The organism is Mycobacterium shunyiense (assembly GCF_058270075.1).
This window is the reverse complement of the sequence record NZ_JBZDPU010000014.1, coordinates 104,432-117,140: the sequence shown is the minus strand read 5'-3', so window position 1 is coordinate 117,140 and position 12,709 is coordinate 104,432. Positions and strand designations below refer to the sequence as shown.

Genomic DNA, 12,709 nt, shown 5'->3' with positions numbered 1-12,709 from the left:
ATGCCGTGAGGAACCAGCAGTAGGTGCGGATCTTCGGCTTCATCCGTTCCGCGTCGCTGCGCACCAGGGTCGCGGTGGCCTCGGCGCTGGCCGCCGCGGCGGTCGTCGCGGTGTTCACCATCCTGACGTCAGTGGTGTTGGCCAACAACGACTCTGCGCAGTTGGACCGCAGGCTCGATTCGATCGTCGACGCCAGCATCAACCCCGAGCACCTCCAGGATCCGACGCGTGGCGTGTTGACCACCGGCCGGTCGCGTTCAACGGGGCAGGTGGTGTTCCAGCGGGGCTTCCAGTTGCCCGAGCTGCCGCCGGGAACCGAGACCGTCGAGGTCAACGGCGTCGATTACCGGGTGCGCACCGTCCACGTGGACCAGCACGGCGGAGTGTTGATGTCCATCGGTATCCGTGCCGACAGTATCTTGTTGAGCCCCAACAGGATTCCGCTGTACAGCGCGTTCGGTGTGGCCACCGTCCTGGTGGCCGGTGGGTTGGGCTGGCTGTTGGCGGGTCCGGCCATCCGACCGCTGCGCAAGCTCACCGAGCACACCTCGAAACTGGACAGCGGCACCGACACGATGCCGAAGGTGCGCGGCGTACGGGAGGCCGAGGACCTGTCGGAGGCCATGGCGGGCATGCTCACCCGGCTCGCTGCCGCGCAGCGCGCCACCACCAATTCGCTTCAGGCTGCGCAGGATTTCGCCGCCAACGCCGCACACGAGCTGCGCACCCCCCTGACCGCGATGCGCGCAGATCTCGACACCCTGCGAATCCACAACCTGCCAGAGTCCGAGCGTGACGAGGTGGTCGCCGATCTTTCCAGGGCACAACGCCGGGTCGAGGCGATCATCACCGCGCTGGGGCAGCTCGCCTCGGGCCAACTTGCCCAGGCCGAGGACCGCGAACTGATCGACATCGCCGATCTGCTCGACCGGGTGGTCAGAGAGAACACCCGGGGCAGCGAGCATGTCCGGATCGACGTCCACGTCGCCGACGACATCGGCCTGGTGATGGGCTGGCCCGGCGGGCTGCGCATCGCGGTGGACAACCTGGTGCGCAATGCGGTTGTCCACGGCGAGGCCACCCGGATCGTGCTGACCGCGCACCGCGACAGCGAGTTCCTGGTCATCACGGTCGACGACAACGGGCGCGGGCTACCGGTCGAGGAGCACCAGACCGTCCTGGGCAGATTCCGACGGGGCAGCACCGCGATGGCAGGCGGCTCCGGGCTGGGCCTGGCGCTGGTGGCCCAACAGGCTCAGTTGCATGGCGGCGAGATCACGTTGTCCGACGGACCTCTCGGTGGTCTGCGGGCCAGGTTGACCGTGGCCATGTCGGGCTCATCGACTGGGAACGCGGCTCAGGCGGATTGACGGCGCCGCAGCCCGGCCGCCACCGCGCGCCAGCCCAACAGCAGCAGCGCGGTCGTCAGGGACGCGACGATGATGAAGCTGACGGCCACGCCGGCGGAGGTCAGTTTGCGCAGCACCATGCCGACCACCACCGTGCTGATCCACACCACGATCCCGGTGGGCGCCAACGACGTCGGCCGCTGCCAGCCGCGGGAGAGCAACCAACCGACCACGGTGCCGGTCAGAAACGGCCACGCGGTCTCGGCCACACCGGCGACCGTGAGGCCCTCGGCGTGGCTGCGCCGGCCGATGGTGCAGAACACCACCACACAGATGAGGTCGACCAGGAAGGCCGTGCCGCTAGCTCGTCGCATAGGTCATCACATCCAGTACCAGTGGGCTGACGTCGGTTTGGTCGCGCTCGGCGAAGCCCGGTTGCCGTGCGGCCGGCTTCCCGTCGAAGAGTGCGTCGGCGGCGCTCAGCGAGGTGAGCCGGGAATCCAGCCGGAACGATTTGAAGGTAAATGGTAAGCCATTGGACGCCAACGGATCCGGCCCGTCCATCACATGGAAGTGCAGATGCGGCGCATCGGAGTTGCCGGAGTTGCCCAGGGCACCGATGACCTGCCCGGTGCTGAGTTTGTCACCGGGCTTGACCTTGAGGCTGTTCGGCTGCAGATGCGCGTAGAAGGCGTAGTTGCCGTCACCGATGTCCTGCACGATGTGGTTGCCGCCGTACTGCTGCAGGGTCAGACCCTTCGGCGTGACACCGGGAACCTGCTCGTTGAGGCCGTCGAGCACCGCCACCACCGGCCCGTCGGCGACCGCGTGGATCTCCGAGCCGAAATACGGGTAGCTCGCCACCTTCGCCCGGTCCCCGGCGAAGATCCGGCCGTCGGCGCCGAGTTGCACGTAGTCGATCGCGAATCGCTCAGCCGCCCAGACTTTTCCGTTGATCGGGTTGAGCGCCATGCGGTGCGGTGTCATATCGCAGCAACTGTTGGCGTCGACCCAGTTGTCGCCGGTCAGCGGCGGGGAGATGGACACCGGCTTGCGGGTCTGCACCGACACGGGCGCCACGGATTCGGTCAGGGTGGGCGGGACAAGTGGCGGCATCGGTTTGGCCACGGTGATCCCGAGTTCGTGGGTGAGCTCGGTGGGCACCTGCGTCGGATCGTCGGCGATCACGTCCAGCCACACGTAGGCACTCTGCCCGGGGCCGAGCACATTGGTTCCGACAGCGGAGTTACCCACGGCCCTGGTCCAGTACTTGAGGCTGTCGCCGGACAGGGTCAGCAGCTTGCGGTCGCCGGTCGCGGTGCTCAGTGAATTGAGGGTGACGACGCCCGGCGAGGTGTTGGTCAGCATCAACTCGTAGGCCAGGTGGGTACGGCCATCGGTGGCCGCCACCGGGACCGGTTCGGCCAGAACCGATCCCACCACCGGGGTGACCACCGGCGGCGGAGTGGTGGTCGTAGGCGACTCCGACTGTGGAGTCTCCGCCGACGAGCACCCGGCGAGGGTCAGCACGAGCACCGCGATCGGATACCGGATTCGCATGACGTCTCCTAGCGCTCGGATTCGGGTTTTGGGCAGTCGGGATCCTGTGGCTGTATCGGCGGCCCGCCGGCGTCTTGCTGGATTGCCGGCCCGCCGGCGCTTGGCCGCATTGCCGGCCCGCCGGCGCTTGGCCGCATTGCCGGCCCGCCGGCGTCCGGATCGATGTCCTTCTCCGTGCGGAACATGAAGAAGAACACCACCCAGCCGATCGTGGAGATGAAGATCCAGCTGACCAGGCGGTAGATGAGCATCGCCGAGATGGCCGAGGCCAGCGTCATTCCGGAGGAGACCAGACCCGGCACCAGAACGGCCTCCACCACCAGCAGGCCCCCCGGCATCAACGGGATGGACCCCACGGCCCGGGCCGCGGCGTAGGCGACGGTGACCCCGGCCAGCGACGGATGACCGCCTGCGGCGTAGCACGCGAAAGCCAGGCAGGCCACGTCGGCGACCCAGTTGAACATCGACCAACTGAACGCCACCGCGAGATCCCGCCGGCCCAGACTGACCGACTCGAGTTGCTGCAGGATTTCGCGCCACTTGGCCAGCCCGGTGTTGGCCGGCTTGCCGCGCAACGAGTTCACCCACGACAACACCTTGGCGCCGATGCCGTCGATCAATTCCGGTCTGGTCGCCACCGCCTGGGCCAGCAGGATGATCGCCAGAAACGCGCCGAGCGAAAAGATCAGTGACAGGGGGTTTTTGCTGGCACCCAGCATGAGCGCCCCACCGAGGCCCAGCAGCGCCAGGCCGACGATCTGCAGCACCCCCGACATCACCAGCTGCCACGAGGCCACCAGCGGTGACGCGCCCCAGATGCGTTGTTGGCGATAGACGAACGTCGCGGAGAGCACCGGGCCGCCGGGCATGGTGGTGGACAGCGCGTTGCCGGCGTAGAACGCGGCCTCCGAGCGCCATTGCCTGACGGGCACCCCGGCCGAGCGCAGCAACGTCCGCTGGATCTGGGCGAAGCTGTGCATCGAGGCCATCGCGGCGCCCACTGCCGCCAGCACCCACCACCCGTTTGCGGTGAGCAGGCTGCGCCAGGCCTTCGCCAGTTGGTCCCAGACCAGGGTCACTTCGACGGCGAGCACCGTCACCGCGAGTGCGATGACCACCCAGCGCACCCACCAGTACTTGCCGCGCGTGGAGCCGGCCCGGTCCCGGGCTGTGTCGGCCGGCGCGTCCTGTGACACGCCCTACAGGGTAACCGCGCTGGTCGCGACGACCTCACCGGTTACGGCGGCGCGCCGCATTACGCTACCGACATGGCACTGGACCCTGTTGCTGATGAGGCCGTTACGCCGTTCGTCCGGAAGGTCGCGGCGTGGTCATGGCGTCTGCTGGTCATCCTGGCGGCCGTCGTGGCGCTGCTGTGGCTGATCAAACACCTAGAGGTGATCGTGGTGCCGGTGGCACTGGCCACCATGGTCGCGGCGTTGCTACTGCCCGCGGTCGACTTCATGGACCGCCGGGGAGCCCCGCGCGGCGCTGCCGTCGCCCTGGTGTTGCTCGCGAGTTTCGCGGTGGTGGGCGGCATCCTGAGCTTCGTCATCTCCCAATTCATCGAGGGCGCACCGCAACTCGTCGAACAGGTGACCCGAAGCATCGACGGGCTGCGCAACTGGCTGATCAACGGTCCGCTGCAGCTGAGCAAGGAGCAGATCGACCAGGCCGGCAACACCGCGATCGAGGCGCTGCAACGCAACCAGGAGAAACTCACCACCGGGGCGTTGTCCACCGCGGGCACTCTCACCGAACTGCTCACCGGCGCGCTGTTGGTGTTGTTCACGCTGATTTTCCTGCTGCAGGGCGGGCGCAGCATCTTCGCGTTCGTCACCAAGGTGTTCCCGGGCCATGTGCGTGAACGGGTCCAGGACGCCGGGCGGGCCGGTTTTCACTCGCTGGGCGGCTACATGCGAGCCACGTTCCTGGTGGCCCTCGTCGATGCGGTCGGCATCGGCACCGGCCTGGCGATCATGGGTATCCCATTGGCGCTGCCACTGGCCTCGCTGGTTTTCATGGGCGCGTTCATCCCGCTGGTCGGTGCGGTGGTCGCCGGATTCCTGGCGGTGGTGGTGGCACTGCTGGCCAAGGGGTTTGTCTACGCCCTGATCACGCTTGGGCTGATCATCGCGGTGCAGCAGCTGGAGGGACATGTGCTGCAACCGCTGGTGATGGGCCGTGCGGTGTCGATCCACCCGCTGGCGGTGGTGTTGGCCATCGCGGGCGGCGGTGTCCTGGCCGGCATTGTCGGTGCCCTGCTCGCGGTGCCCACGGTGGCGTTCATCAACAGCGCGACGCGGGTGCTGCTGGCCGACGACCCCGACGCCGAGCAGGCCAGGCAGGAGGAAGCCGAAGGGACGGTGGTTGCGGTGCCGCCGCCGGACGACCCGGGGGATTAGCGCCGAACGTCGGCCTGTGGTCGAGATTCGGGTGAATCGACGAACACAGGCCGACGTTCGATCAGCGAGCTCTTACAGGCGGCCTTCACGGCGCAACAGATCCTGCGCACTCATCCCGCCGCCGCGACGCGGAGGTTCGTCGTCGTGTGGGTTGAACTTCTGGGTCGACGGATCCTGATCACGTTGGCGCGGCGCCGGATTCGGGCCGGGAGCCGGTCCCGGACGCTGCGCGTTGAACGCCGTCGTCGGCGCAGCCTCACCACCGGCAGGCGGACGGTGCTGCTGTTGCGGCATCGCGCGGGTGGCATCAGCCGACGGTCGCGGTGGCGGCCCTGGCGCCGGTGGTGGGGGAGGCGGCGGGGTGCCGTTGGACGGACCACCCTTGGCCGGGCCGCCACGCAATGCACCCAGCCACGACTCGATCTCGCGATCTTCGCGCTGCGGAGGTCCCGCCGGACCTCCGGCAGGCCGTCCCGCCGGAGGCTGCGGGGTGCGCTCTGTGTTGGCGTTGGTGTTGCCGGTCGCGGTGTTGACCGTGTTGACGGCCGTGTTCACCGCGTTGCGCACGGCGTTACGGGCCATGGCGAACCGGGTGGTGGACGGCTCCTGGCTGGGCTGCGGTGGCTGCTGCTCGGGTTGCCGCTGCGGCGGGGTGATACGGGCGGTGCCCGCAGCCGAGGGGGCGTTGGTCCGAGGCATCAGCGGGCGCATCGGTTCGGCCGCCGGGTGCGTCGGATCGTGGGGCCGCGGTGGTGCCGGCAGGGCACCGGCACCGGCCAGTGCGCGGGGGTCCTCGCCGGAGTCCTGCGCCATCGGGCGCTTGCGCTCGTCGGGCAGTTCGGTCTCACCGAGGCCGAGCTTCTCCTGGATGCGTTTCATCCAGTGCGGAGCCCACCAGCAATCGTCGCCGAGCAGCTTCATGATGGCCGGCACCAGGAACATACGGATGACCGTGGCGTCCAACAGAAGTGCGATGAGCAGACCGAACGCCAGGTACTTCATCATCACCAGGTCGGAGAAGGCGAACGCACCGGCCACCACCGCCAGCACCAGGGCGGCACCGGTGATGAGGCGACCGGTGGTCGCGGTACCGATGCGGATGGCCTCGGCGGTCGACATGCCGCGTTCTCGGGCCTCCACCATGCGGGAGACCAGGAACACCTCGTAGTCGGTGGACAGACCCCAGATCACCGCGATGATCAGACCGATCATCGGTGCCATCAGTGGCTGTGGCGTGTAGTTCAATATCCCTGACCCGTGGCCGTCGACGAACATCCAGGTCAGGATGCCCATCGTCGAACCGAGCGTCAGGGCACTCATCAACGCGGCCTTGACCGGTAGCACGATCGATCCGAACGCCAGGAACATCAGCACCGTGGTGGTGATGACCAGGATCGTCACCATCAGCGGCAATCTGGAGAACAGACTGTGGATCGAGTCCTGTTCCAGGGCGGGGGTGCCACCGACGAACACGTCGATGCCGTGTGGGGGCTGCAGGGCCCGCAGGTCCGAAATGTTCGTCGCCGCGTCGCCACGGTTGACCAGGCCGTTCTGGATCACCCGGACCGACTTGTCCTTCGAACCGCTGTCGGTGGCCGCGCGTTCCTTCCACATGGCGTCCGGATTGTTGTCCGGATCGGTGAAGCCCGAGACGGTCATCGCCTTGGCCCGCATGTCGGCGATCTGGGCGTCGGTGATCGGCTCACCGTCCTGGCGCTGCATCACCAGGGTGATCTGTTCGGTGCGGAACCCGGGGAAGAGCTTGTCGAACTGCTCCTGCGACTGGCGCACCGCGTTGTCCGGCGGCAGGTACTTCTCGCTGATACCCGCGAGCGTGAGCGAGCCGATCGGAAGGACCAGCAGGGTCATCACGACCAAGATCGGGGTGGCGAAGGCGATGGGCCGTTTCATCACGATGTTGACCAGTCGGCCCCAGAACCCTTGTTCGACTTCTTCGCGGGTCTTGGTCTTCTGGGTCTTCTCGGCGAACCAGTCGATGATCCGGCGGGAGAACGGCCAGTTGGCCAGGAACGGGATCTTCAGCAGCGTGGTGACACCCAGGGCGTCGACGCGGGGTCCGAGGATGGCCAGGACGGCCGGCAGCACCGTGATCGACAGGAATGCCGCCAACATGACCGAGGCGATGATCGCGTACGTGATCGACTTCAGGAATCCGAGCGGGATCAGCAGCAGTGGCAGCGAGGATGCCACGATGATCACCGCGGAGAACGCCACGGTTCGGCCGGAGGTCATCACCGATCTGCGTACTGCGGCCTCGGTGTCATAACCCTCGGCGAGTTCCTCTCGGAACCGGCTCACGATGAACAGGCCGTAGTCGATGGCGATACCGAAGCCCATCATCGTCACGACGGGCTGGGCGAAGAAGTGCACCGGTCCGAATTCGGCGGTGAACCGCAGAATGCCCAGCGCACCGCCGATGGTCAGGCCACCGATGATCGCGGGGAGGGCGGCGGCAACCGCACCGCCGAAGACGAAGAACAGCACGACTGCCACCAAGGGCACGATCGCGAGCTCGGCCCGTTTCTGGTCGGTGCCGATGGTGCCGGTCAGTTCGCTGGCCAGCGGGTTGAGGCCGGCGAGTTTGATGTCGCCGCCGTTGACCTGTTGCAGATCGGGTTCGACGGCCTGGTAGTTCTTCAGGATCGCGTCGTCGTCGTCGCCCTTGAGGGGGACGCTGATGAAGGTGTGACGTCCGTCCTCGGTCTTCATCGCGGCGAGCGAGGCGACGTCAGGCGCCTTCAGCCAGCCGACCCAACCCTGGACCTGGTCCGGGTGGTCGGCGACGACTTTGTCGAGTTCTTCCGTGACCGTCTTCTGCCACGCCTTGTCGGTGACCTTTTTGTCATCCGGCGGCGTCAGGATCGCGACAACGTGGCTGGTTCGATCGCGGCCGTAGACCTCGTCGCCCAACAGCGACGCCTGGACCGACTGGCTGCCCTCGTCGTAGAAACCACTCTGGGTGACGTGCTCTCCGAGACTGGCGCCGTAGACGCCGCCACCTAGGCACAGCGCCACCATGACACCGATGACGATGTACCTGAACTGGTACACCGTTCGACCCCACCAGGCGAACACTTAGGCTCCTAACGCTTTAACATTTCGCTTCAAAACTTGTGGTGACCCGCGCATGGCTTCGACGAAGGTCTTCAGTTGTCATACCCGTGCGGTCAGTAGCGAGGACAGCGGCCGGAACGGCTGCAGCCATGCTCCCTGCTCGGGCAGCGAGTCCAGGCCGATCCGTGGCAACGGTTCCCGGAACACACCAGGAATGTCCTCCAGGTCGACAAACTCCAAGGTATCCGACGCTAACGCCCAGCTCGCATGTTCGCGAAATCCGAGCACCTGCACCGGGGTGCCCTCACGGGCTATTTCTTCGAGTGGATGCCGGAACGCCTGTCCGTCAGCCGAGGCAACCAGAACTGCTGCCAATCCCTCGCTGCGACGCAGGGCGATGTGGTCGAGCATGTCGCTGTCGACGTCGCTGTCGTCGTCGATCTTCGGTTTTGCGAAGACGGCGAAACCCACGTTACGCAACGCTTCCACCCATGGGCGCACCACATCGGCGCTACCTGGCGCGATGTTGGTGAAGACAGTGGCTTCGGGTTCCAGCGAGACATCTCCGTCATCGCCGCTTTCGGCGACCAGATCAGAGGCGTACGCGAGCAACCAGCGCCCCAACGCGTCGAAGCGGGGACGATGCGCGGCCGTCGGGCGGCCACCCAGAATCGCGCCCAGCCCCATGTCGAGATTCGGCGCATCCCACACCAGCAACACGCGGCGTGCGGGCGTGCCGTCCGGCGTGTCGGAGCCTGCGCTCGATCGGGCCTCTACCTGCGCGGTGTCGTCGTGCATGTCTTCGGTCACACTCATGGCAGTTTCTCCCACACCAGCTCGGTGACGTCGGGACCGGCCAATGCCTTGCGCTCGTACTTGGTGACCGGACGCTCGACCGAGACGGGCAGGGCCGCGCCCGCCTCGACCCGGCGCAACCGGGGCTCGGCGTCGCCGACCTCGGCGATGTGCTCGGCATATCCCGCGTGATCGGTGGCCGCATGAAGGATTCCGCCGGGACGCAACCGGTCGGCGATCAGCGCCACCGTGGCCGGCTGCAGCAGGCGGCGCTTGTGGTGGCGGGCCTTGGGCCAGGGATCCGGGAAGTACACCCGGACCGCGGTCAGGGTCCCGCTGGTGAACATGTGCTCGAGCACGTCGACGCCGTCCCCCCGGACCAGGCGGATATTGGTGACGGGGGCCGACGTCTGGTTGGTGCGGTCGATAGCGCTCAGCAGTTGGGCCAGGCCCTTGCGGTAGACCTCGACCGCGACGACATCGAAATCGGGCTCGGCCTGGGCCATGGCCAGAGTGGAGGTACCGGTGCCGGAGCCGATCTCCAGGATCAGCGGGGCCGAGCGGCCGAACCAGGCCCTGGTGTCGAGGTCGACGACCGGTTGCGAGTCCTCGTCACGGGCCTGGATGCCGAGCTCAGGCCACAGCCGCTCCCAGGTTTGTTGCTGGGCGGGCGACAGCGTCGACCGCCGGGTGCGGAAGCTGGTCACCCGGGGAAAACGGTGCGGCTGGGCAGGCGGCACGTCGGCCGCCTCATCTGCCGACGCCGGCCCACCGACGTCGGACCTGGACGGGTGCATCCGTCCATGGTCTCTTATCGGGGGCGGTGTGCCCGCATCGTGGTAGAGATTGATACCCAACAGTTGCCTCCAGCTGCCAGGGCTCAAACATCCGTTCGCGAGTCCGTCCGGGTCATGTCACGATTTTTCGTGAGGCACCGGGGTTGCGCCCGTCACCGCGTAGGGAAGGCCGCCAGATTTTCGCAGACGAGCTCACACGCTTTGCCGACCGTGACGGCGATGCGCGGTTGGCGGAGATCGTTGCGCGGGTGACGGCTCCCCTGACGGTGGGTGTGCGGGGACGTCGAGGCGTCGGCGTGAGCACAGTGGAGGACGCGCTTGCCGGCGCAGGTCTGGAGATCGCCGAAAGCGGCGACGTCACGGTCGTCGTCATCGCGGAGGTGCTCAAACCCGAGGATGAGGCCCTGCTCGCAGCGTTGAACCGGGCGGGACGCCCGACGCTCGTCGTCCTCAACAAGGCCGACCTGGCCGGGTCCGGACCCGGCGGTCCGATCGCGACCGCCCGTCACCGGTCCAGACGTCTGCAGGAGTTGGCCGGAGTGTCGGTGACGCCGATGATCGCGCTGCTGAGCCGGTCGGTCCTACCGGAGCCGCTGGTAGACGCACTCCGACTGCTGGCTGCCGAACCCGCGGACCTGACGTCGGTGGACGCCTTCGTCTCTGTTCCGCACCGGGTGGACGGGCCGGTGCGCGCCGAGCTGCTGAACCGTCTCGACCGGTTCGGGATCGCGCACACCACGCTGGCGCTGAGGCGCGGCGCAACCGCCGAGAGCTTGCCGGAGTTGTTGCGGCGGCTCAGTGAGGTCGACCGGGTGGTCGCGGACATCGATACTGCAGCCGCCTCGGTCCGGTACCAACGGGTGCGGTGGGCGCTGGCTGAGCTGCGCGCGGTCGGCGGTCCGGCCGTGGGCCGCTTCCTGGCCGCCGACGAGACGGTGATCGCGCTGATGGCCGCAGCCGTGGACGTGGTGCAGGCCGATGGGCTGACGGTGGATCCCGGCGCCGACCGTGACGCCCACCTGTGCCGGGCCCGGCACTGGCGGCGCTACCGTGACGGTCCGGTGAATGCCCTGCACCGTAGTTGTGGCGACGACATTGTGCGAGGGTCACTGAGACTGTTGGGTGCGGCGGGTAAGGAACGATGACCGACGTGGGTACGGCCCGGGACGAGGCCGTGGCGGATGCGGTGGCGGCGGCTGACGCCGTGGTGGCGGCGATCGATCCCGGCCTGAACTCGCCGGGGGTGGAGACCCGCGACGCGGTGCTGGTGGCCGGTCCGTGGTTGGCCGGATCGACCAGCGTGATGGCGGCGTTGCGGGAGCGGATGCCGCAGACCACTTTCGTGGAATCCACCGAACTGGTCGCCGGTGAGGCGCCGGCGGCCGTGGTCTTCGTGGTTTCGGCGGCCGCTCCGATCACCGAATCCGACTGTGCCCTGGTTGATTTGGCGTCGCGCTACACCGACCTGGTGGTCGGCGTGGTGTCCAAGATCGATGCCTACCGCGACTGGCGCGACGTACGCGACGCCGACGCGGCGATCCTGAGTGGACGCGACGAGCGCTACGAGCGCATGCCCTGGGTGGGGGTTTCGGCGGCACCCGATCTCGGCGAACCGCAACTCGACGAACTCGTCGACCTGCTGTCCGGCCGGTTGGTCGATCCCGATATGGCTCGCCGGAACAGGTTGCGCGCCTGGGAAACTCGTCTGGAAGCAGTGATCGGCCGCTACGAGGCCGACGGGTCGGGGGCGGACCGCCAGGCGCGGGTGGATGTGCTGCGGGAGCGTCGCGCAGAGGTGGCCCGGGCCCGGAGGCTGACCCGCACCGAACGCAGCATCGCGCTGCGCAGTCAGATGCAGCAGGCCCGGGTTCAACTCGGCTACTTCGCCCGTAATCGCTGCAATTCGGTTCGCACCGAACTGCAGGAGGATGTCGCAGGCATCAGCCGTCGCCGGATCGCGACGTTCGAGGAGTACGCCCGTCAGCGCGCCGGCGAGGTTGTCGGCGAGGTTGACGAGGGCATCACCGCACACCTACGCGGCGTCGCGACAGAACTGGAGCTGGCCCTGCCCGAGCTGCCGGCTCGGCCGGGGGTGACTGGATTGCCGGCTCAGCCGGCGGTGACTGGATTGCCGGCTCAGCCGGCGGTGCCCCACCTGCCGCCGCCACCGCTGAAATCCCGCACACCCGAGACCCGGCTGATGCTGGTTCTGGGGGCGGGGTTCGGACTGGGCGTCGCGGTGGCGGTCAGTCGGCTGCTGGTCGGTGCGGCGCCGCGGCTGGCAGTGGCCGGACTCGTGGTCGGCGCGGTGGTGGGGCTGCTCCTGGCGGTCTGGGTGGTCGGCACCCGCGCGCTGTTGCACGACCGGGCGGTGCTGGATCGTTGGGTCGGCGAGATCACCACGACGCTGCGTTCGGCGGTGGAACAACTCGTCGCCACGCGGGTGCTCGCTGCGGAATCCGCACTTACCACCGAGCAGGCGGCCCGGGAGGAAGCCGACAGCGCCGCGGCGGCGGAGAAGACCGCCGCGATGGACGCCGAACTGCGGGAACATGCCATCGCCACCGCGCGGGCGGCGGCTCAGCGGGACCGGCGGATCCCGCCACTACAGCGCGCGCTGGACGCGGTCCGGGCCGATTTGTACGGCAACAGCGATGCTACTGACGAGTAACCAGCTGATAACGTTGATCTGAATCGTTCCTGTGAGTGATCGGACATACCACTGGTT

At 67.7% G+C, this 12,709-nt stretch carries 10 protein-coding genes; 4 read left to right on the top strand and 6 right to left on the bottom strand.

Translation table 11 applies throughout. From position 1 onward, the window contains the following. The first annotated feature begins 23 nt into the window (after positions 1–23). Positions 24–1,370: a HAMP domain-containing sensor histidine kinase gene (locus AC4ELH_RS11580; RefSeq protein ID WP_448448040.1), complete on the top strand. Its 1,347-nt coding sequence runs from the start codon at positions 24–26 to the stop codon at positions 1,368–1,370. Here the strand turns inward: AC4ELH_RS11580 and AC4ELH_RS11575 are convergent. The 3 genes from AC4ELH_RS11575 to AC4ELH_RS11565 are packed head-to-tail and all read right to left on the bottom strand — an operon-like array spanning position 1,358 to position 4,105. Next, on the bottom strand, positions 1,358–1,723 hold the full coding sequence (locus AC4ELH_RS11575) for a DUF3054 domain-containing protein (RefSeq protein WP_448448042.1): 366 nt from the start codon (positions 1,721–1,723) through the stop codon (positions 1,358–1,360). The two genes, AC4ELH_RS11580 and AC4ELH_RS11575, sit on opposite strands and share 13 nt — an antisense overlap. Then, a complete protein-coding gene (locus AC4ELH_RS11570) occupies positions 1,710–2,909 on the bottom strand; it encodes a M23 family metallopeptidase (RefSeq protein ID WP_064881119.1) in 1,200 nt (399 codons plus the stop codon). Before AC4ELH_RS11570 ends, AC4ELH_RS11575 begins: the two co-directional genes overlap by 14 nt. Before the next feature lie 8 nt (positions 2,910–2,917). Then, a complete protein-coding gene (locus tag AC4ELH_RS11565) occupies positions 2,918–4,105 on the bottom strand; it encodes a lysylphosphatidylglycerol synthase transmembrane domain-containing protein (RefSeq protein ID WP_498884545.1) in 1,188 nt (395 codons plus the stop codon). A 72-nt stretch (positions 4,106–4,177) separates the two neighbouring features. Between AC4ELH_RS11565 and AC4ELH_RS11560 the strand changes: the two genes are divergently transcribed. Then, the gene (locus AC4ELH_RS11560) at positions 4,178–5,314 is read left to right on the top strand and encodes an AI-2E family transporter (protein ID WP_064881115.1); all 1,137 of its coding nucleotides are present in this window, start codon (positions 4,178–4,180) and stop codon (positions 5,312–5,314) included. Positions 5,315–5,386: 72 nt separating this feature from the next. On the opposite strand, the gene mmpL3 is transcribed toward AC4ELH_RS11560, so the two are convergent. From mmpL3 to trmB, 3 genes are all read right to left on the bottom strand, one after another. Then, positions 5,387–8,410: a trehalose monomycolate exporter MmpL3 gene (mmpL3, locus tag AC4ELH_RS11555; protein WP_448448047.1), complete on the bottom strand. Its 3,024-nt coding sequence runs from the start codon at positions 8,408–8,410 to the stop codon at positions 5,387–5,389. A gap of 78 nt (positions 8,411–8,488) precedes the next feature. Continuing rightward, on the bottom strand, positions 8,489–9,205 hold the full coding sequence (locus AC4ELH_RS11550) for an NYN domain-containing protein (protein ID WP_064879806.1): 717 nt from the start codon (positions 9,203–9,205) through the stop codon (positions 8,489–8,491). Then, the gene (trmB, locus tag AC4ELH_RS11545; RefSeq protein ID WP_498885025.1) at positions 9,202–9,999 is read right to left on the bottom strand and encodes a tRNA (guanosine(46)-N7)-methyltransferase TrmB; all 798 of its coding nucleotides are present in this window, start codon (positions 9,997–9,999) and stop codon (positions 9,202–9,204) included. Before trmB ends, AC4ELH_RS11550 begins: the two co-directional genes overlap by 4 nt. Before the next feature lie 230 nt (positions 10,000–10,229). On the opposite strand from trmB, the gene AC4ELH_RS11540 reads away from it, so the two are divergent. Then, complete coding sequence (locus tag AC4ELH_RS11540) at positions 10,230–11,126, top strand: P-loop NTPase family protein (RefSeq protein ID WP_498884542.1); 897 nt, start codon at positions 10,230–10,232, stop codon at positions 11,124–11,126. Further along, the gene (locus AC4ELH_RS11535; protein ID WP_498884540.1) at positions 11,123–12,652 is read left to right on the top strand and encodes a hypothetical protein; all 1,530 of its coding nucleotides are present in this window, start codon (positions 11,123–11,125) and stop codon (positions 12,650–12,652) included. Before AC4ELH_RS11540 ends, AC4ELH_RS11535 begins: the two co-directional genes overlap by 4 nt. Positions 12,653–12,709 lie beyond the last annotated feature (57 nt).

Excerpts from the sequence above, each read along its gene's own strand:
- AC4ELH_RS11575 (WP_448448042.1), bottom strand. The coding sequence starts at position 1,723 with ATGCGACGAGCTAGCGGCACGGCCTTCCTGGTCGACCTCATCTGTGTG.
- AC4ELH_RS11550 (WP_064879806.1), bottom strand. The coding sequence starts at position 9,205 with ATGAGTGTGACCGAAGACATGCACGACGACACCGCGCAGGTAGAGGCC.
- AC4ELH_RS11535 (WP_498884540.1), top strand. The coding sequence starts at position 11,123 with ATGACCGACGTGGGTACGGCCCGGGACGAGGCCGTGGCGGATGCGGTG.
- AC4ELH_RS11560 (WP_064881115.1), top strand. The coding sequence starts at position 4,178 with ATGGCACTGGACCCTGTTGCTGATGAGGCCGTTACGCCGTTCGTCCGG.
- AC4ELH_RS11570 (WP_064881119.1), bottom strand. The coding sequence starts at position 2,909 with ATGCGAATCCGGTATCCGATCGCGGTGCTCGTGCTGACCCTCGCCGGG.